Here is an 18,711-nt window from a genome sequence, read left to right as displayed (position 1 = left end):
GTATTAGTATTATAGGTTGGCTTTTGATAATCGGTTCTAGGTTAAATAATCAAAATTACAGGTTTTCATCTGATCGGTTTTCTTCTTCCTCCAAAAAGCTTTCCTCTTCTTCAGCTTTTTCGTTTCTTTCTTCAGCACGCTTAATCCGTCTTTCCATCTTTTCGATTTTCTCTAAAAGCCTTTTCTTTGTATGTTCATTTTGCAGTGCTTCAGCTTGTAACTGTTCTAATTTTTTATGCAGTTCTTCTCTTTCTTTCTCAACATTCTCCAAAAGAGCTAACTGTTCCAGGAGCTCCTCCTGTCTCCTTTTCCTTCTCATAACCTTTTTTTCTCCCATTCCTGTTCCTCCTTTTAAAGACATATTAGTATTATAGAAGTCCAGATTTATTTGGTTCTAGGCGAATACCTGCATGAAAAACATTGATAAATTTTTCACCTAAAGAGTGACATGCGCTGCAACATTATGTTTTCACGAGCAAAAAAACAGCCTTCCAAACGAGATGGAAAGCTGTGTGTTATTCCTTATTTGGTTACTTTTTGTCTGAATCCTGTTCTTCAGATTTTGAAATACGTTTTTCAAGGTTTTCTAATTTTCTTTGAAGTTTCTCTGTTTTCTTTTCACTGGCTTCCGGGTCTTTCTTCAGCTGTTTTAACTGTTCAAGAACCTCTTCCTTTTTTCTTTTTCTTCTTGTAACTTTGTTTTCTCCCACCATTATTCCTCCTCATCAAGACATATTAGTATTATAGCGATGAGCCACGTAATGGTTCTGGGCGAATACCCTGTTTTTTAAAACACACATACAATCCACTAGGCGATTTGGTTTCTGAAAAATATAAAAATCTAATTGACAATGGTTCTCAATAAGATTATAGTTTAATTGAGAATGATAATTGTTATCAATTGGCATTTTACATGTATAGGGGGTCTTACATGACTGGGTCACATATCTTTCCTGGAGCGACAGCAGTAACTAAATCTATAAGAGGCGACTATTTTTTTGCAAAAGATGGGGCTATATCGTTTATCGATAAAAAGGGATCAGAAAAATGTCTTACTACGATCAACCAACGGCTCTTAGACCTTATCTCCATTGAGAACATATTGCTTGGCGTTGGTGATCACGGAACCTTTGTTAGAAGTCACGATTACGGTCAAACTTGGAAAACATCTACGTTACCTACTCTTAGTTCTATATGGAGTCTTTCAGCTGATAGAAACGGGACGGTCGTCACACACGGCAACCACGTGATATTCATATCTTATGACTTCGGAGAAACCTGGCGAACGATACGTCCTTTTCACAGTTTAAATGATCAAAAGCCTTCTATCCGTTCACTATTATTAGATGGAAAAACAATATATGCCGGAACGAAAATCCACTCTCATTCCGGCGGCTTATGGAAAATTGACTTAGAACGCCTGGAAACAATCAGAATAAAAAAAGAGACGAGAATGATAGCCTCTATTCTGAAATATGATAATTACTTAGTAACCGCTACAGGCACATGCTCTGGCAGCAAGGGGTCTATTGATTTTTGCCAGACTGAAGGCTCATACGGAAAGAACTATTTATGGGAAACATGCGAAACCGAGAAACAGGAACGATGCTATTTACATTTATGTGAAAACAACGGCTATATTTTTGCAAGTTCCTCTCAGGATGCTGACGGAATAGGAAAAGTTTACCGGATATACTTAGAAGAAAAAATGCTTGTCACCTGTGCCCGCGTCCATGGCCACGGGTGGCGAATATCTAATTTGCAGAGTGATTTTTTTGTTGCTGGATTGTATGGGTCACTATTATCCAATTCAGAGCAGAACCAGCTTATACTTCAGTAAACGGAGGGAATGCACATGAGTAAAGTATTATTAGTTTATGCCAGTATGACAGGGAATACTGAGGAAATGGCAGACTTAGTAGAAAGAGGACTGGAATCAGAAGGTGTGACAGTGGATAAAAAAGAGGTGACAGAGGTAGATATTGATACCTTGGAAGAGTACGATTATTGCCTGTTTGGTGTATATACTTGGGGAGACGGAGAATTACCTGATGAAAGTTTAGAACTTTACGATGATATGGAAAGTGCAGATTTAACTGGTAAAACTTTTGCTGTTTTCGGCACCGGAGACCACGCTTACGAAATCTTCTGCGGTGCAGTCGATTTATTAGAAAAAGTAATTAAAGAACAAGGCGGACAATTACCTCTCGAAAGTCTGAAAGTAGAAAGTTTCCCTGAAGGTGAAGACGCAGACAAATCAGTACAGTTCGGAGCCGATTTTGCCAGAATAGCTAAAAATGAAAAAGAAGTCAGTTTGTGAATTAGTTTGAAATTTTTTATTTAGGGGCTGGACTTTCAGGCCCCCTTTTTTTATACCAGGATTGCCGGTTATAAAAGCTATTTCTCTTTACTTATTTCTTTAGCAATAGAAGCCTTTTTCCACCTTCCATTTTTATAGTTAGTTAACTGGATATGAAAGTAGTTAATATACTCAATGATTGCAAAGCCGTAGATCAGCATCATAACGGAAAATAGTCTAAATGTAAGAGAAGGTTCAGACATGAGGTCAATAAATATAGTTACCGGAACTATACTTAAAAGCAATAAATTAATTTTTTTAAACGAGCGCAGCAGGTTTGAAAAATAAGCTGGAAATGGCCGATGAGTTCTCAGGTGTTTCCATTTAATCAACCAGTAGGCGCTTGCCTGCAGTAATATAAATAGTAATATGAAAAATGCCAGGAACAGTGAGTAACTTTGCTCTGTATTAAAAGAAAAATAGAAAAATAAAAAGGTAAAAACGAGGATGGCGGACAATTCTCCTGTAAATAAATAAACAAGTCTTCTATTCAGACTTTTCCGATTACCCTTCATTCCCATCCCCCCTGATTTTTCGATAGACCTTAAAGACCTTCGCTATTTTCTATACCAGTTAAGTGCATTCTCATATAAAACCTTTTCGGCCTCCTTTTCACTAAGAGCCTCAGTAATAACAGCCACATCAGACAGTCGAAACGGTCTGGCGGCCCTGGTCGAAGGAAGATCGGTTCCAAACATGAGAGCGTCCGGATTAACAGAATAAATACGTTTAATTGCCTTCCCCGGCTCGAAATCAATCCGTCCAAAGCCAGTTGCCTTGACTTTCACCCCTTTTTCCGCGAGTGATAAAAGAGTGTCAAACCCTTCCTTGGATAAGCCGAGGTGGTCGATCGACACCGCAGGCAGATTTTCAATAACCGGCCTGAGAGCAGGCAAGTGAATCGAGTTAATATACAATTCCGTATGCCAATTGGCGAGGTCATAAATTCTTTTTGCAAAATCATTCAACCGGGAAGTATCTTCAGAGCCGCCCCGGTTCACATTAAAACGGACGGCTCTAATTCCTGCATCATTAAGTCTCATGATCTCTTCATCCGGTATATCAGACGGAAGCTGTGTCACCCCGAAAAAGTTTTCACCGAGGGTTTTTAAAGCGTTAATCAAATAAGACTGGTCAAAGCCCTGAAAGGAGCCTGACACGACAGCTCCGCCCATCACATTGAGCGGGCCGGTCTTCTGTAAGTAATCATCGCAGGAAAAATAATCAGGCACATACCCTTCGTTAGGTATTAAGGGAAACCTCTGATCGATGATATGTAAATGCGCGTCGAAAACAGTCATAGAATACCTCCTAAGAAGCCGCTCTCTTAAATGATCAGCTTCCTTTTTCCCCGAGCCACTGGCGGAGTTTTTGCCTATGGTAATACACTTTTCCATTGACCTTCACATGCGGAATATCGGGAAACTCATTAATAAGTGCTCTAGCATCTTCTTTCGATAAACCAATATAGTGGTGAACCTTTTTTTCGGGAATTAAATAGTTGCTGAATCCGTCTTCAGCCTGCTCATCCCACATTTTTCCCAAAGAGTGTGTGGCATCCGGGTTTTTAAAGTTCTCGAGCCCGCGCCCGATAAAGTAGCCTGCTGCTGCGATTCCTAATCCTAAAAAAATAAAATCCATTTTTTCTGATCACCTTTCTCGACCTAACGGTTAATGTGAAAATATTAAATGCAAATAGTCGCCATGCCCTCTTATAAGTCCCCTTTCCTCTGCCGCCGAAATCCAAAAGAAGCGAAATGTTAATCCTTCTTCTTCTCCACCTCCGGCTGGGTTCCACACCCATTCATCCGGAGCATCTGACACAGTAAGTTTATAAAAATACCTGTGATGAACCGCTCCATCATTATTTTTCCAAAGATCTTCGGCTAGTAAATGGTTTAGATGAACGTCATTTAATCCTGTTTCCTCTTTCATTTCCCTTATCACTCCCTCATCAGGAGCCTCTTCAGTTTCCACCGTGCCTTTCGGTATTTGAACGCCCGCTTCCGGGACAGGATGCTGAAAAACTAATACCTGTACGCGGCCGTCTTTTACACGAGTGACATAGCCGTAAGCTTTTTTGACCGGGATGATAGGTCACCTCCTTCCAATTATCTCGGAAAATACAGTTAATGTGCCCGCTATTTTTCCAAATTTTAATACGGCAGTTAATCGCTTAGAGAGCTCCGCCCAGCAAAATAACCTGAACGGTTAAAAGTGTAAATGGCAATCGCAGTTCGTTCTGATTCACGAGGGTAAGAATCATGGCATAGACGATCATTGCACACAAACCGCCAGCACAAAAACAGTAAATTTATTGGTTGGTGTGATTTTGAATCTCCATCATTAGCGTAAACCTTTCTTACTTACGGATAACTTATTGAATTGTTTCAATATTTTTTATTTAATAGGAAGTCCATCTGCTTATTTATAATCATTCAAATAAACTGATTGAATGGATAAAATCGCTGATTGATTTGATTTTTCGCTGATTGAACCATGTTTACGGTTAAAAAATCCCTTTTCCTCTCTTAAAACTGCATCCTATGATTAAAAACCATTAACTTAGCTTTTAGCATATAAAAAAAGAAAAGAAATACCACCAAAAGATATAAAAACCGCTAAAAAAGGCCGTTAACACGACAAATGATCCATGCCGGCATAATCCCGGCATGGATCTCTATAAACCTCCTTCTAATCTTCATCATTCATCCGTCGGTCAAAATTGAATTCTGCTCTGTAGTCAAATTCTTCAGATGCTTCGGTGTCTCTGCAGGTTTCCCGTCTGTCGGCACCCTCAAATTTCTTTTCTTTATGCTTATTTAATTGATTTTTATCTTTTTTGCTCAACAAAAATACCTCCTTCCGTGTCGAGTAGGTTTAGCTTATGGAGGCGAAAAGGTTCTTATTCCGGCCGGCGGCTACGCACAAGAACCGCTCCCTCAATGCCCTGAGAGTTCGACTCATGTTTAATGAAAACTCCCTAAATTACCGGTTACTCCTTCAAAAACCGGCTGTTCACTATAAAAACCGCAAAAAGTGAAAGAAGATTACGGATATTTACTACCTTTTTACAGTGCAAATATTGGCACATTTATTAAATAATGAAGATATTGAAAGCGCTTCAATAATCTTCATTATTAAGGAGGAGGTACTTTTCATGATCACGGAACAAAAAACACAGCGGCCTTTAACAGGGGAAGAGTATTTGGAAAGTTTAAAGGACAACCGGGAAGTCTGGATTAACGGAGAAAGAGTCAAAGATGTCACCACCCACCCCGCTTTTCGCAACTCTGCCAGGTCGATTGCCACTCTCTACGATGCGCTGCACGATGATAAAACGAAAGACAAACTGACAACGCAGACTGACACCGGCAATGGCGGCTACACTCAGAAATTTTTCCAGTTCGATCAATCGAAAGAAGATCTTCTCGGTTCACGTGACGCGATCGCTGAATGGGCAAAAATTACTTACGGGCAGATGGGACGGTCCCCCGACTACAAAGCGGCTTTTCTCGCGACGTTAGGCGCCGATCCGGACTATTACGCCCCATATGAAGATAACGCGAAGTTCTGGTATAAAGAAGCGCAGGAACGAAACTGGTATTTTAACCATGCGATTATTAATCCGCCTGTCGATAGGAACAAACCGATGGAAGCCGTCCGTGATGTGTTCGTCCGTGCCGAAGAAGAGACAGATGAAGGAGTCATTGTGAGCGGAGCGAAAATGGTCGCGACAGGCTCAGCCCTCACCCACTATAACTTTGTTGCGCACTACGGAGCGGTCCCGGTAGGTTCTGAAGAAATGGCCCTCGTTTTTGTCGCACCGATGGACACGCCGGGTGTGAAACTGATCTGCCGGCAGTCCTATGAAATGCAGGCCGCCGTTATGGGAAGCCCGTTCGATTACCCGCTCAGCAGCCGTTTCGACGAAAACGACGCTGTTCTGATCTTTGACCGGGCGTTAATTCCTTGGGAAAACATACTTATTTATAAAGACGTTGAAAAGGCCAACAGCTTTTTCCCTGAAAGCGGCTTTCTCCACCGCTTCACGTTTCACGGGGTGACCCGTCTCGCAGTCAAACTGGATTTTATTTCAGGGTTGCTCATTAAGGCGGTTGAAACGAACGGCACCGACGAATTCCGCGGCGTGCAGGCAAATGTCGGCGAAGTACTGGCCTGGCGGAACATGTTCTGGGCCATAAGCGATGCGATGGCCATGAACCCGGATCCCGGAAGGAACGGCACTGTCCTCCCTAATTTGAATTACGGCCTCTCATACCGTGTGTTTATGTCGGAAGGCTGGTCCAATATTAAAAAGATTATTGAAAACGTCGTCGCCGGAAATTTAATTGTCCAGCCGTCAAGCTCGGCGGATTTCAAGAACTCTGAACTCAGGCCGCTCATCGACCGGCTGTACCGTGGTTCGAACGGCGTCACCTCTGAGGAAAAAATCAAACTCATTAAAATGCTCTGGGAAGTGGTCGGTACCGAGTACGGCGGGCGCCATGAATTATATGAACGAAACTATTCGGGCAACCACGAAAACATCCGGCTCGAAAACTTAACGGCCGCCAGAAATTCAGGAGATGCGCAGGCTTACATTAATTTTGCGGAACAATGCATGGCTGACTATGATCTCGATGGCTGGGTGAATAAAACCTGGATGAACCCGGACGACGTGAACTTTTTTAAAAATAACGTGTAACACACCATGAGTAGGAATACCCGATGCAAGTATGGCCCGACTGCACACTTAGATTAAACTCTTCCGTCATTACTTTGGGAACTTATGACGTGTGAAAAAGGAGAGGTTATTTCATCCACCCTGATCAGAAAGCTCCTCAAAACAAATAAACTGACAGAGGCAAGGCAACTGCTCGGAAGAAGCTGTTTAGAAACTTCTATTATATAAGTCTTGTTTTTTAACATGTGAAGGTAGCGTTTCAAGACACGATCAATCGTGTCTGCCGCCGCTCTGCCCTCTCAAACAGCCGCAGTGTAAATGCCGCGGCCCCAAAATAAAACTTAAAATCCAAGGAGGAATTTATATGCAACAGCAGCAAGTAACTAAAAAGAATGAACGAGTCGAGGAAGTTTTCAATCTGTTTATTACCCATATTCAGCGTTTTCTGGAGGAAGCTAAGCTCAATCATGAAGAGTACACGAACTTTGTGAAATGGGCGGACAGGCTCGGAAGAAAAGGTGAACTTCCTTTGTTCGCTGATGTGTTCTTTGAATCCCATGTGCTGAATGCGATGTACAGAGATAAGCCGGGAACGCAGCCTTCCCTTCTGGGGCCGTATTTTCTTGACGGAAGTCCGTTGATTGAAAGCGTGCCGGGCCAGCCATCTGTGCTGACTCAGAGGCCGGATGAAGAAGGTGAGGTCTTTTATTTCAAAGGCAATGTGAAAAATACAGACGGAAAACCGCTTGCTAATACTAAAGTTGAAATCTGGCATAACGACAATTCAGCGAAATATTCAGGGTTTGATTCCGATGCCCCCAAATATAATTTAAGAGGCCATTTATATACAGATGATAATGGGGATTTTGAAGTGAAAACGATTGTGCCTCTCCCTTATTCCATTCCTACTGAAGGGCCGACCGGTGAATTTCTCACCTACATGGACCAGCATTCGATGCGGCCGGCCCACTTGCATATCATGTTTGAGAAAGAAGGACATGAAACGTTGATTACGCAGGTCTTCTTCGAAGGGGATGAATGGCTTGACACCGATGTGGCCGAAGGGGTCAGGCCGGATCTCATGACTAAACTTGAAGACTACGGAGACCATAAACGGGCCTCGCTCGATTTCATTATGCGGACTGATGAATAAACAGCACGGCTGAAAAGGGGGTTTTTATAAGCCTCCTTTTTGGAGGTTTCAGAAGGAACAGAAGGACGGATCACGAACGGTCCCTCCCCTCACGTTAAAGCTTTCATCAATGGAAAGAAAATACGTAAAAAGGAAGGTGCGTATGGAAAAGATCACCATTAAACAGATCACTACGGAACTGATTGATATTCCTATTAAACGTCCCCACCAGTTTTCAGCCGTTAAAGTCTCTTCAAAAAGCTTCCTGCTCCTTCGAATCGAACTGAGCAACGGGTATACCGGCATTGGCGAAGGGACGACACCGGGAATCTTCTGGAATGGCGAAAGCGTGGAAACGATGAAAGTGGTCATCGACAACTATATCGCTCCCCTTCTTATCGGAGAAGACGCTGCGAAAATTGAAAGCCTGCTGCAGACACTGAACCGCCAGGTCCGCGGAAACGAGTTTGCGAAAGCAACCGTTGAGATGGCTCTTTTTGACGGACTCGGTAAAACTTATGATGTCCCAGCCCATCAGCTGTTAGGCGGGCTTTGCCGGGACCGGCTTAATGTGCGCTGGGCCCTCGCTTCCGGCACCCCTGAAGGAGATATTAATGAAGCAAAAGAGGCGGTCCAGTCAGGTAAGTATGAGGTTTTTAAAATTAAATCAGGGAAAGAATCGGCACGAAAGGACGCCGAACGATCCCTTCTCATCGCAGGCGGGATTAAAGGCTACTCGACGATCGGCATAGATCCAAACGGGTCGTGGGACCGCTTAACGGCAATGAGCTGGATGGACGCGTTCTTTGAAGCGGGAATCGATTTTCTCGAACAGCCCCTTGCCCCCCATGACTTTGAAGGTCTCGCCCAGCTCACAGCGATGAAAAAAGTGCCGGTGATGGCTGATGAGAGTGTGGCCACGATCCATGATGCGATCAAACTGGCGAAAGAACAAGCCGTGCATATTTTTTCATTAAAAATTCATAAAGCCGGCGGATTGAAAAATACGATAAAAGTGGCGGGCATTGCGGAAGCGTCGGGTATCTCCTGCTTTGGCGGCACCTCGCTCGAAAGCTCCATCGGAACGGCCGCCTGCCTGCACGCTTACGGCTCAATTCCTAATCTGGATTACGGCTGTGAATTATTCGGGCCGGACTGGCTTGCTGATGAGATCGTCCGGGACCCGGTCGTCTGCAAGGAAGGGCAAATTTATGTACCGGATAAGCCCGGGCTTGGGATCGAACTGGATGAACAGAAAGTCCAGTTATACGCGAGAAAAGAAAAAGTGGGAGGCGTTCACTAATGAGACATTTGCCTGCTCCTTCCCTTTCGTTTTTAGCAGACATGGAGTTGACCATTGAAGGTGCCCATCTGCCTGGTAAAACGCCAAACGGTACAAGGCGGATTATACGTGTCACCGGCGGCGCGCTGCGTGGAGACCATTTAAATGCAGACGTGGTGCCCGGCGGGGATGACTGGATTACCGTCCGTGACGACGGGACAATTATTCAAAATGTGCGCATCCTTTTACAGACGGAAGAAGAAGACCTCATTATGATGACTTACCGGGGGATCCGGACAGGCGAACCCGACGTACTCGCCCGGCTGGACCGGAATGAAGCAGTCGATCCGGATGACTATTACTTCAGGACCTCCCCCATTTTCGAAACAGCCTCAGAAAAGTATGACTGGCTAAACAAACGGGTGTTTATTTCAAAGGGGATCCGCCTGCCGGACCGGGTCAACTACTCCATCTATACGGTGGAATAACTAAAGATAGAGAGGGTGCTAGTCTAATGGGACAGCAGATAGTTACGGAAAATGGCAGATCACTTTACGTGGAGGACTCACCGGGGACGAAAGGGACCATTATCGCTGTCCACGGGCTGACCGGGCACCATAAACAGTTTATGAATTACCGGAAAGCCTTGGCCGGGACCTTCCGCTTTATCAGTTATGACCTTCCGGGACGCGGAAACAGCGGTCCTGCTCTTCAAGATACTTCTATATTTAAGCATGCTGATGATTTAACTGCTCTCATCTACACGCTGAAAATAGAGAGACCCATTTTGATGGGCTATTCCATGGGGGCGTATATTTGCGCGCTTGCAGCCGCTAATGAATCAATTATCCCGAAAGCACTTGTACTGCTTGATGGCGCAGGGGAAGTGGATGACACGGCAAGGGACCTAGTCCTCCCCTCCCTTGACAGAATGAAAAAGGCGTATCCTTCGAAAGACAGCTATGCAATGGATATGAGAAGCCTCTACAGAAAACTGAACGTGAACTGGACTGACAGAATGGAAGATTATGTGCGCTATGAACTCGCACGGGGCAGCAGCAGCTGGCGTCATAAGTCAGATCCTGCTCTGATTGAAAAGGATTTTGAAAGTTTTTATGCGTTTGAGCCTGCAGACCTCCAAGGCTTGATCACCTGCCCCGTCTTCCTTTTGATTGCCACCGGCAGTCTCGCGGGTAATCGCTCCCTTTTTACAGAAAAATCCTATGAGCCGGTAAAGCGCGTGTTCAAGGAATTGCAGGTTGAAAAAACTTCCCAGAATCATTATGAAATCGTTTTAAATAACCAGCCTGACCTTATCGAACGAATTAAAAATTTTTTAACGATGGAGGGCATTGTGCATGGTCATTAATAAGATAAGTACAGCTGAGCAAGTCATAATGAAAGTGCAGACTGGCGACACTCTGATGGTGGGGGGCTTTGGTCTTGTCGGGAGTCCGTTAACATTAATCGACGCATTAACACGCCACGATGCCGGGAACTTGACCATTATCAGCAATAACGTTGGAGAAGCCGGAAAAGGATTAGGCCTTCTGCTGAGGCAGGACCGGCTGAAAAAAGCCGTCGGCTCCTATTTTACGAGCAACCGGGAAGTAGCGAAATGGTACAACGATGGCTTGCTGGAACTGGAGCTCCTTCCTCAGGGGACGTTCTCCGAGGCGATTCGTGCAGGCGGCGCCGGAATCGGCGGCTTTTATACAAAAACGGCCGTAGGAACCGACCTGGCCGCCGGAAAAGAAACGAAGCTGATTGACGGAGAGACATACGTGCTGGAGAAACCGTTAAAAGCGAATGTGGCTCTTATCCGGGCGTGGAAAGCAGATTTGAAAGGAAACCTCATTTATTACAAAACAGCCAGAAATTTTAATCCGCTAATGGCGTCAGCGGCCGATTATGTTATCGCCGAGGTTGACGAAATAGTAGACGAGCGCGACCTGTCTCCAGAAGAAATCGTCACCCCTCACCTGTATGTAGATGCGATTGTCGAAAGCCGGCTCATTTTAACGCGGGAAGGGGTGGTCGAACGTGACATTTAAAGAACGGATCGCCAAAAAAGCCGCGGAGCAACTCGTCCCCTGCTCAATTATCAATCTGGGAATCGGCATCCCTACTCTCGTCGCTAATTATCTGGACAAAGACGCTTACTATCTCCATACGGAAAACGGGCTTCTCGGCGTCACATCAGTCGCTGAAGAAGATATCGATCCGCTGTTAGTGAATGCAGGCAAGCTCCCTGTCGGTGAAGCGGCCGGCGCCTCCTACTTTCACAGCGCCGATTCCTTTTCTATGATCCGCGGGGGCCATATCGACGTCGCCATTCTTGGCGCTCTCCAGGTCGATTCCAAGGGAATGGTCGCCAACTGGGCGATCCCCGGCAAAGATATCATCGGCGTAGGCGGCGCCATGGACTTGCTCGTCGGAGCAAAAAAAATAATTATTACGACGAATCACGTGGCAAAAGACGGGACACCAAAATTTGTTAAGGAATGCACGTACCCGGTAACATCCACCCGGCAGGCGGATATTCTCATTACTGACCTGGCTGTTTTTCACTGGAAAAACGGGAGGTACGAACTGACCGAATTAATGGGAGACACGAGCCTGAAGGATGTGGAAGAAAACACGACCGCGTTTTACAAAGTCAGTGAGCAGCTTTTGGAAAAGAGGAGATAGACGATGAATGAGGCAGTAATAGTAGACGCAGTCAGAACACCGATCGGTCGGTATAAAGGCGCACTGAAAGATGTGCGCCCGGATGATCTTGGCGCAGCTGTTATAAAAAGCTTGATGGCACGCAATCCTGAGCTTCCGCCTGATGCCGTAGAAGATGTGATTTTCGGGAATGCCAACGGTGCTGGAGAAGATAACCGCAATGTGGCGCGAATGTCTCTTCTCCTTGCCGGACTGCCGGTATCTGTCAGCGGCACGACGGTTAACCGCCTGTGCGGATCAAGCCTTGATGCCGTCAGTTCCGCTGCCCGGGCGATTCTCTCAGGCGAACAGGAGATTATAATAGCAGGCGGAACAGAAAGCATGACGCGTGCCCCGTTTGTTATGAAAAAACCGGACAAAGACTACCCGCGAGGCAACATGGAAATGGTTGACACAACAATCGGCTGGCGGTTCCCTAACCCAAAACTCGCGGAGATGTACGGGATTGATTCGATGCCTGAAACCGCTGAACATGTAGCAGAGCGGTTTCATATTACACGTGAAGCGCAGGACGCGTTCGCCTATGAGAGTCAGCAAAAAGCGAAAGCGGCTATGGAAAAAGAACGGTTTAAAGATGAAATCATTTCGGTGACGTACAGAGACAGGAAGGGAAACGAAGTAACTGTTGAGCAGGACGAACATCCGCGCCCTGAAACGACTTTACAAAAATTAAGGACCCTCTCCCCTCTTTTTCCAGACGGGACGGTAACCACAGGAAACGCCTCAGGCGTGAATGACGGCGCTTCCGCTCTTCTAATCATGAGAGCGGAAACGGCAAAAGCATACGGATTAAAACCGCTCGTTCGTTTTAAAGGATCGGCAACGGCAGGCGTTGAGCCGTCCATAATGGGTATCGGGCCGGTCGCTTCCACTCAAAAGCTGCTGCAGCGGCTGTCTATGAATGTGAGTGATATCGACCTTGTGGAACTGAACGAGGCGTTTGCGTCCCAGTCAGTGGCGTGCATCAGGGAACTGGGGCTGCAGCCTGAGCGGGTCAACGTGAACGGCGGCGCCATTGCGTTTGGCCATCCGCTCGGAGCAAGCGGTGCAAGGATTTTAACGACGCTGATTTATGAAATGAAAAAGCGCGAGGCCTCCATAGGGCTCGCGACAATGTGCATTGGGGTCGGACAGGGGATTTCAGTGATAGTGGAGAATATGGCGTGAAGAGCCCGAACTGCCAACCGCCTGTCCGAAGCCGCTGAAAATCACAGACTTTTAAATGCTCCATAATTCAATTTATATTGAGAAGTAGTTGATGAGACCGGAGCAAACGAGACTCCTGTGGAAAAGGAAGTCAGGCAAGACCCTGCAGAGCAAAGCTCGAAGCGGCTTGCCGACTTCTCCACGGAAAGCGAGTTTGCGCAGGAATCATTAACCCCTTTATACAGATTACATAATAAATATAAAACCGTTCTCCAAATATAAGTTTTTTTCAGTGGCTTCGCTTGTCCTCTGACCTCTGCGAGGAAAAAAAGGGAGTGGTCTGAAGCGAAAACCACCCAGAATCTGATTATTATTAAAAAGCACCTCAATTTGTTAGAGAATATCTAACATTTGAGGTGCTTTCATAATTGAAGAGATTAACCGGTCTGAATTACCCTATATTCATCGGGATGCCGGAAATATAAAACAAGTAACGTCCTGTAAATTCACCGATCAGCACTAAGGCCACAGCCACATAAATAAAGGCTGGGATATGCTTCGTAAGACGGTCCGCATAGCGGTAGAAACTGTAAATTAATAATCCTCCTCCTGCGATCGTCAGCAGCCATCTTAGTAACATGGTCCATGCATGATTTTCAAAAAGGAGATTCAGGGACATTTGAGCGGCAGGCGCCCCGCCGGCCAAGCTTGTCAGGTAGACTGGCAGAACGATAAGCTGAACAATAATGGCTCCTGCAGCAACAAAGCCGGCTTTTTTCATAAATGAGACGTAATGAGAAGTAAAGAATTCTTTTCGGCCAAAGACCATAAAGCACAGACCAGCTCCCACCACTCCATAAATGACAGTCGTACCAAAGTATGCCAAGTACGTATTGACATGCATCCAGGCAGGAATAATAGTAGTCACATACACACTGGCCATCGCGTAGACAGTGGCGATTCCCGCTGCGGCTGTCACCCAGCTGATGACGTCAATCGATTTCTGTGTATACGAGATAGCATAGGTCGCAACGAGAAGAGCCAGGAACACTCCGGCTAACAGGATCTCCCTTGCCAACCAGGAGGAGCCCGCGTTTGATAGCGCGTAAAACGCGTTAGAGATAGACCCTAAGTGGAACATGGACATAACGATAGCCACAGCCATTAATACTGTAAGCGCAAGTAAACTAGGATTCAGCCAGCGTAAGTCAGTTATGCCATTTCGTTTTAATACAAACCTTGCGGCCATAAGAACAATAAACGTGCCGACAGCTAACTGGCCAAATAACGTAAAGAATATAAGCGGCCATTCTTGACTAAACATTGTAATCCCCCCTTTAGCGTGATTTTTGTTTCACCACTATATTTGGCTTGGTAATGTCAAGATCCGGGAAGTAGCGGATGGACTGGTTGGTACCGTACTTTTCCTTCAGCTCTTCGATATCACCATAGTCGATTGCCCGCATCGTGCACGCAGACACACAGGCTGGATCTTCATTATTTTCAAGCAGATCCTTACAGAAGTCACACTTAGCCACTTTCCCCTCTTCTTTCAGGTATACCGGCCCATCGTAAGGACATGACCACATACACATCTTACACCCGACACATTTGGAATGATCAAAATCAACAATACCGTCTTCACGTTTATGCATTGCGCCTGTTGGGCAGTTTTCAACACATTTAGGCTTATCACAATGGTTACAGCTTATCGTCACGTGATCCACATAAGGACTTGGAAACGATCCTCCTTCAAAATCATGCACTTCCCGAAACAATTCGCCTGTTTTAAGATCATTCTTATCTTTACATGCTATCTGGCAGCCTTTACAGCCGATACATGTTTCAAGGTCATAATAGAATCCCATTTGTCCCATCTCATTTCCCTCCTTTTAATCCAAATTTTTAAACAGTTCGAGGCTCCCACAGTTTATCAAGCTTCAAGTCCTCCCCTTCCCATTTTCGGAAATCACAGATCGTTGAGTTCCAGCCTGATATCGCCTGTCCTGTAGCAATCGCACCAGTCAGTATATTATCTGATCCGGCTTTATCGATGTCCTTTTCCTCATCCATTTCCACCCATGCCCCATGCATGAGGCCGATTGTGCCTGGAATCAGCCGTTCGGTCACGTGAGCGATCCGCAAAGTTTTTCCGTGTTTACTCTCAACAAGCACCGTATCACCGTTTTTGACTCCCCGCTCTCTTGCATCAGCCGTACTCACATAAACGTCGTTAGGCCAAGCTTCCCGGAGCCACGGATTATTATCAAAAATAGTATGGGCACGTCTTAAATAATGAGGATTGATAACTTGAAGCGGGTAGTCCCCTTTTTCTTTCGCATGAAAGTTCTTATACGTGTCCTCGTATCCTTCTATAGCAGGATTATAAGTCGGGATCGGGTCTATTTCTGTAAAGCCGATTCCTTTTACATACTCTGCCAGGGCTTCCGAATAAATTTCCAGCTTTCCTGTGGCAGTTTCCAGCGGATTAGCCTCAGGGTCTTTACGGAACGCTTCCTGTGCTATATACCCGTAATTATCACCCGGTTTCCGTTCGACTTGGTAGACGCCCTTTTCTTCAAGTTCACTTATCGTAATGCGCCCCTTCTGCGGCTCTCCTTCCACCCCCCATTCAGAGATGTCTTTATTTGTAATCGTCACTAAAGGCTCGTAGTCCGTGCCAGCTTTATTAATGACCTGGGCGCCTGCAATCTGATTAAACAGCTGCTGTCTCGGCGAAACGTCTCCATAAACTTCTTCTGCTGTAAAACCGAGTTTCATTCCGATTTCCGTTGTAATCTCGGCATCATCTTTACATTCAAACAACGGATCGATCACATTACGATAATAGAATAATGCGTCCCGGTTACCGACGTTAAAGCCGCCTTCCCGCTCCCATGGCGTCGTCGCCGGCAGGACAATATCAGAGTATTTAGCATTAGTAGTAATAAAATGGCCGTTCGTTACGACGAACTCCACGTTTTTGTGCACGTCAATTCCTTTGGACTGGCCGTCTCTTGTCTGCAATGTGGCTCCCATGCCGTGATAAATCATCTGGATATCTATATCACGCTTATCATTATAGCCAGCCGTGTATTCTCCTTTAAGGATGGCGTCCCACATCTCTGCATGAACAAGGCTGTCCGGCACGTCGTTTTCTTCCGCCGGAGGGACCCCGTTACCTCCGCCCATTACTAGCCTTGGACCACCGTTCCCTGTACCGAAGTGGCAGCTGACACCGGTCATTCTTCCCGGCTGAGCCATATGCCCTGTCATAGCGCCAAATGTCATAAACATTTGTGGCCATGAATCGGAATTTTTGATTCTTGCCGGAGCCCATCCTGTCAGTAGCGCAACTCGGTTAGTAGAAGCTATGTCGCGGGCAATCCTGCGAATGACCCCAGCCTCAACTCCTGAAATCTCACTGGCCCATTCGGCCGTTTTGGGCTGTCCGTCATGTGTTCCGAGCACATAATCTTTAAAGTTAGCCTCTTTGTCCGCCCCTTCAGGCATCATATCCTGGTCAAACCCGACAGTACAAGACTTCAGGAAATCCCAGTCAATGAGAGGGTTTGAATCCGGATCGTCTTCTTCAATAAGCGTATGAGCCATTCCGAGCATAAGGGCGTGATCTGTCCCAGGGTGCACCGGCACCCACTCATCGCCGAGAAGTTCGGCAGACTCCGAGTACATTGGATCGATCACAATTACTCTTGCGCCTGCTTTCTTTGCCTGAAGGAAATTATACGTTGGCGACCCCGGCGAACTCCATGCCGGGTTTAATCCCCATAGGACAATAAGCTGCGAATTGCGCAGGTCTATCCGGTCATTAATGCTGTGCTCAAAATATCCTTCTTGAAGACCAAAGTAGGCGGGGCCCCAACGCCAAGACCCCCACGAGGTCGTTCCCCAAGTGCCCACGTGACCTCCGACCAGATTTAAGGCCCGTCCAATATCTCCTCCTGTAACAAGAATGGAACGGTTACTGTATTTATTTTTGATACGTTCAATTTCACTTGCGACAATGTCGGTCGCTTCGTCCCAAGAAATACGCACCCATTCATCGTTCCCGCGTAACTCCTTATTTCCTCCACCCGGCTCCCAATGTTTACGTTTCATTGGATATTTCAGCCGGTCCACACCATAAACTTGCTGACGCTGTGATCGTCCCCGGACACAGGCGCGCTGTTGCGGATTGTCCGGTGAATCCTCACGGGTATCATCCGTTTTCACACGTTTGACGATCCCATCAACTACTTCCGCTTTGAGTAAACAACGTCCTCCGCAGTTATGCCAGCATGCGGCAGGAATCCATTCGCCTTCTGAAGACTGGAGCTCTTCTGCCTGCACTGCTGTCAACTTTTGAAGCTTGTTCCGTGAAGCGGGAAATACTGCCCCGGCAGTTACCGCTGCGCCCGCTCCTATAAAGCTACGCCTGCTGAATTTGTGCTCTTTTACTTTATTCAGAAATTCAAACATCCTCTGTCACCTCCGTTTTGGTATTGACACTCAGTAACAAAAATTCACTTAATTCATTAAGAAGCAGCCGATCCAACTGAAGTGCTCCCTCAAGAACAGCGGCCACCCCTTTATAAAACGGCATATGGGCTGCTGTTTCCATCTCCTTGCAGAAAGAGGGAATCCAGGAAAAAAGATGCTGTTCGATGAAAATAATTTGATCTCTAATACACGATTGCGCTTTGCCAAACTCTTCTTCCTGGAAAAGAGAAGCTGTCTCTTTAGTCAGCCGGTACATAAAATCGAGTTCATAACCAATGTGGTCTTCTGCTTCAGAGCCGAAATTCTGTAATTGAAAACCATATTTCGCATAAGCTTTTCTTATTTGCCGGGTCTCACTCTGGAAGAGCAGCCTTCCATCGCTTGAGTAGGCTGAGGCCCACGGGGGTGCCGGAAGTTCATAAGGCCCTACAAACATGCGCGTATAATCCCAGTGTAAATCTTCAAAATCCCGTTTTCTTAAGCTGTCGTATGAGTCCATCGCTTCAGCAGCCAGCCTGCAGCCTTTCTGAAGCAAAGGATTTGAATCATGAAATGGAAGTTCTTTAAAAATCCCGGATTCCTTTATTTCTAATAAAAGCTGTTCTGTCGGTTCAGAAAGAAATAATTGCCTGAGCAGATTATAATAATGTGTGCGAACTTCAATAAGTGACAGAACCTGTCTCATATCGATGGTTGTATTTGAAGAAGCCACTCTCCTCACCCCTAACATTTTGTGTGCTGTATTTTGAACGGGCCCTTTGTTCACTTTAATCGTAATAGATAATTACTTCTGTTTCTTTAGACGTATACGAAAATTTACTCTTAGGCTTTTGTACAGTATGACAAAGAAAATGTGGCAGAAAGGTGTCTGTTCT

General features: G+C 45.7%; 21 protein-coding genes. 10 read left to right on the top strand and 11 right to left on the bottom strand.

All coding sequences use genetic code 11. The annotated features are described in order from the left end of the window. Window positions 1-55: 55 nt before the first annotated feature. Together K8O68_RS11025 and K8O68_RS11020 are read right to left on the bottom strand one after the other, a co-directional pair. Window positions 56-337: a hypothetical protein gene (locus K8O68_RS11025; RefSeq protein ID WP_230896937.1), complete on the bottom strand. Its 282-nt coding sequence runs from the start codon at window positions 335-337 to the stop codon at window positions 56-58. A gap of 193 nt (window positions 338-530) precedes the next feature. Further along, a complete protein-coding gene (locus tag K8O68_RS11020; protein ID WP_230896936.1) occupies window positions 531-710 on the bottom strand; it encodes a hypothetical protein in 180 nt (59 codons plus the stop codon). A gap of 221 nt (window positions 711-931) precedes the next feature. Between K8O68_RS11020 and K8O68_RS11015 the strand changes: the two genes are divergently transcribed. Both K8O68_RS11015 and K8O68_RS11010 read left to right on the top strand, forming a co-directional pair. Beyond that, window positions 932-1,840, top strand: a complete 909-nt coding sequence (locus K8O68_RS11015) for a WD40/YVTN/BNR-like repeat-containing protein (RefSeq protein ID WP_230896935.1) — start codon at window positions 932-934, stop codon at window positions 1,838-1,840. Window positions 1,841-1,855: 15 nt separating this feature from the next. Continuing rightward, window positions 1,856-2,320: a flavodoxin gene (locus K8O68_RS11010; protein WP_230896934.1), complete on the top strand. Its 465-nt coding sequence runs from the start codon at window positions 1,856-1,858 to the stop codon at window positions 2,318-2,320. Between the two features lie 77 nt (window positions 2,321-2,397). Here K8O68_RS11010 and K8O68_RS11005 read toward each other — a convergent pair whose 3' ends face one another. From K8O68_RS11005 to K8O68_RS10985, 5 genes are all read right to left on the bottom strand, one after another. Then, the gene (locus K8O68_RS11005) at window positions 2,398-2,874 is read right to left on the bottom strand and encodes a hypothetical protein (RefSeq protein ID WP_230896933.1); all 477 of its coding nucleotides are present in this window, start codon (window positions 2,872-2,874) and stop codon (window positions 2,398-2,400) included. Between the two features lie 42 nt (window positions 2,875-2,916). Beyond that, window positions 2,917-3,660, bottom strand: coding sequence for an amidohydrolase family protein (locus tag K8O68_RS11000; RefSeq protein WP_230896932.1), 744 nt, complete (start codon window positions 3,658-3,660; stop codon window positions 2,917-2,919). 34 nt (window positions 3,661-3,694) lie between these two features. Beyond that, entirely contained in the window at window positions 3,695-4,000 is a 306-nt protein-coding gene (locus tag K8O68_RS10995; RefSeq protein WP_230896931.1) for a helix-turn-helix domain-containing protein, read from the bottom strand. Window positions 4,001-4,030: 30 nt separating this feature from the next. Continuing rightward, complete coding sequence (locus K8O68_RS10990; RefSeq protein WP_230896982.1) at window positions 4,031-4,450, bottom strand: NUDIX hydrolase; 420 nt, start codon at window positions 4,448-4,450, stop codon at window positions 4,031-4,033. A gap of 603 nt (window positions 4,451-5,053) precedes the next feature. Next, window positions 5,054-5,209, bottom strand: a complete 156-nt coding sequence (locus K8O68_RS10985) for a hypothetical protein (protein WP_230896930.1) — start codon at window positions 5,207-5,209, stop codon at window positions 5,054-5,056. Between the two features lie 310 nt (window positions 5,210-5,519). On the opposite strand from K8O68_RS10985, the gene K8O68_RS10980 reads away from it, so the two are divergent. The 8 genes from K8O68_RS10980 (at window position 5,520) to K8O68_RS10945 (ending at window position 13,357) form a co-directional block, all read left to right on the top strand. Then, entirely contained in the window at window positions 5,520-7,067 is a 1,548-nt protein-coding gene (locus K8O68_RS10980; RefSeq protein WP_230896929.1) for a 4-hydroxyphenylacetate 3-hydroxylase N-terminal domain-containing protein, read from the top strand. A gap of 343 nt (window positions 7,068-7,410) precedes the next feature. After that, window positions 7,411-8,199 carry a dioxygenase family protein gene (locus K8O68_RS10975; protein WP_230896928.1) on the top strand — a complete coding sequence of 263 codons (789 nt, stop codon included), beginning with the start codon at window positions 7,411-7,413 and terminating at the stop codon, window positions 8,197-8,199. Between the two features lie 142 nt (window positions 8,200-8,341). Continuing rightward, complete coding sequence (locus K8O68_RS10970) at window positions 8,342-9,481, top strand: muconate/chloromuconate family cycloisomerase (RefSeq protein WP_230896927.1); 1,140 nt, start codon at window positions 8,342-8,344, stop codon at window positions 9,479-9,481. Beyond that, window positions 9,481-9,948, top strand: coding sequence for a DUF3237 domain-containing protein (locus tag K8O68_RS10965; RefSeq protein ID WP_230896926.1), 468 nt, complete (start codon window positions 9,481-9,483; stop codon window positions 9,946-9,948). The genes K8O68_RS10970 and K8O68_RS10965 overlap by 1 nt, the downstream gene beginning before the upstream one ends. Before the next feature lie 26 nt (window positions 9,949-9,974). Beyond that, entirely contained in the window at window positions 9,975-10,829 is an 855-nt protein-coding gene (locus K8O68_RS10960) for an alpha/beta fold hydrolase (protein ID WP_230896925.1), read from the top strand. After that, window positions 10,819-11,514 carry a CoA transferase subunit A gene (locus tag K8O68_RS10955; RefSeq protein ID WP_230896924.1) on the top strand — a complete coding sequence of 232 codons (696 nt, stop codon included), beginning with the start codon at window positions 10,819-10,821 and terminating at the stop codon, window positions 11,512-11,514. Before K8O68_RS10960 ends, K8O68_RS10955 begins: the two co-directional genes overlap by 11 nt. Beyond that, window positions 11,504-12,151, top strand: coding sequence for a 3-oxoacid CoA-transferase subunit B (locus K8O68_RS10950; protein WP_230896923.1), 648 nt, complete (start codon window positions 11,504-11,506; stop codon window positions 12,149-12,151). The genes K8O68_RS10955 and K8O68_RS10950 overlap by 11 nt, the downstream gene beginning before the upstream one ends. 3 nt (window positions 12,152-12,154) lie before the next feature. Next, on the top strand, window positions 12,155-13,357 hold the full coding sequence (locus K8O68_RS10945; protein WP_230896922.1) for an acetyl-CoA C-acyltransferase: 1,203 nt from the start codon (window positions 12,155-12,157) through the stop codon (window positions 13,355-13,357). Between the two features lie 430 nt (window positions 13,358-13,787). Here the strand turns inward: K8O68_RS10945 and K8O68_RS10940 are convergent, their stop codons facing one another. Genes K8O68_RS10940 through K8O68_RS10925 form a run of 4 tightly spaced genes read right to left on the bottom strand, consistent with a single transcriptional unit; the run spans window position 13,788 to window position 18,548 of the window. Then, window positions 13,788-14,660 (bottom strand): dimethyl sulfoxide reductase anchor subunit family protein, encoded by an 873-nt coding sequence (locus K8O68_RS10940; RefSeq protein ID WP_230896921.1) that lies wholly within the window; start codon window positions 14,658-14,660, stop codon window positions 13,788-13,790. 13 nt (window positions 14,661-14,673) lie between these two features. Beyond that, complete coding sequence (locus K8O68_RS10935) at window positions 14,674-15,213, bottom strand: DMSO/selenate family reductase complex B subunit (RefSeq protein ID WP_093054072.1); 540 nt, start codon at window positions 15,211-15,213, stop codon at window positions 14,674-14,676. Between the two features lie 28 nt (window positions 15,214-15,241). Then, window positions 15,242-17,815, bottom strand: a complete 2,574-nt coding sequence (locus K8O68_RS10930) for a molybdopterin-dependent oxidoreductase (RefSeq protein WP_230896920.1) — start codon at window positions 17,813-17,815, stop codon at window positions 15,242-15,244. Further along, a complete protein-coding gene (locus K8O68_RS10925; RefSeq protein ID WP_230896919.1) occupies window positions 17,808-18,548 on the bottom strand; it encodes a TorD/DmsD family molecular chaperone in 741 nt (246 codons plus the stop codon). Before K8O68_RS10925 ends, K8O68_RS10930 begins: the two co-directional genes overlap by 8 nt. Window positions 18,549-18,711: the final 163 nt, after the last annotated feature.

Source organism: Salipaludibacillus sp. CUR1, from assembly GCF_021028955.1.
GTDB lineage: Bacteria > Bacillota > Bacilli > Bacillales > Salisediminibacteriaceae > Salipaludibacillus.
Note: the sequence above shows the minus strand (reverse complement) of the source record. Positions and strands in the feature narration are given on the sequence as shown.

Excerpts from the sequence above, each read along its gene's own strand:
- K8O68_RS11025 (WP_230896937.1), bottom strand. The coding sequence starts at position 337 with ATGGGAGAAAAAAAGGTTATGAGAAGGAAAAGGAGACAGGAGGAGCTC.
- K8O68_RS11015 (WP_230896935.1), top strand. The coding sequence starts at position 932 with ATGACTGGGTCACATATCTTTCCTGGAGCGACAGCAGTAACTAAATCT.
- K8O68_RS11010 (WP_230896934.1), top strand. The coding sequence starts at position 1,856 with ATGAGTAAAGTATTATTAGTTTATGCCAGTATGACAGGGAATACTGAG.
- K8O68_RS11005 (WP_230896933.1), bottom strand. The coding sequence starts at position 2,874 with ATGAAGGGTAATCGGAAAAGTCTGAATAGAAGACTTGTTTATTTATTT.
- K8O68_RS11000 (WP_230896932.1), bottom strand. The coding sequence starts at position 3,660 with ATGACTGTTTTCGACGCGCATTTACATATCATCGATCAGAGGTTTCCC.
- K8O68_RS10995 (WP_230896931.1), bottom strand. The coding sequence starts at position 4,000 with ATGGATTTTATTTTTTTAGGATTAGGAATCGCAGCAGCAGGCTACTTT.
- K8O68_RS10980 (WP_230896929.1), top strand. The coding sequence starts at position 5,520 with ATGATCACGGAACAAAAAACACAGCGGCCTTTAACAGGGGAAGAGTAT.
- K8O68_RS10975 (WP_230896928.1), top strand. The coding sequence starts at position 7,411 with ATGCAACAGCAGCAAGTAACTAAAAAGAATGAACGAGTCGAGGAAGTT.
- K8O68_RS10970 (WP_230896927.1), top strand. The coding sequence starts at position 8,342 with ATGGAAAAGATCACCATTAAACAGATCACTACGGAACTGATTGATATT.
- K8O68_RS10965 (WP_230896926.1), top strand. The coding sequence starts at position 9,481 with ATGAGACATTTGCCTGCTCCTTCCCTTTCGTTTTTAGCAGACATGGAG.
- K8O68_RS10960 (WP_230896925.1), top strand. The coding sequence starts at position 9,975 with ATGGGACAGCAGATAGTTACGGAAAATGGCAGATCACTTTACGTGGAG.
- K8O68_RS10955 (WP_230896924.1), top strand. The coding sequence starts at position 10,819 with ATGGTCATTAATAAGATAAGTACAGCTGAGCAAGTCATAATGAAAGTG.
- K8O68_RS10945 (WP_230896922.1), top strand. The coding sequence starts at position 12,155 with ATGAATGAGGCAGTAATAGTAGACGCAGTCAGAACACCGATCGGTCGG.
- K8O68_RS10940 (WP_230896921.1), bottom strand. The coding sequence starts at position 14,660 with ATGTTTAGTCAAGAATGGCCGCTTATATTCTTTACGTTATTTGGCCAG.
- K8O68_RS10935 (WP_093054072.1), bottom strand. The coding sequence starts at position 15,213 with ATGGGACAAATGGGATTCTATTATGACCTTGAAACATGTATCGGCTGT.
- K8O68_RS10930 (WP_230896920.1), bottom strand. The coding sequence starts at position 17,815 with ATGTTTGAATTTCTGAATAAAGTAAAAGAGCACAAATTCAGCAGGCGT.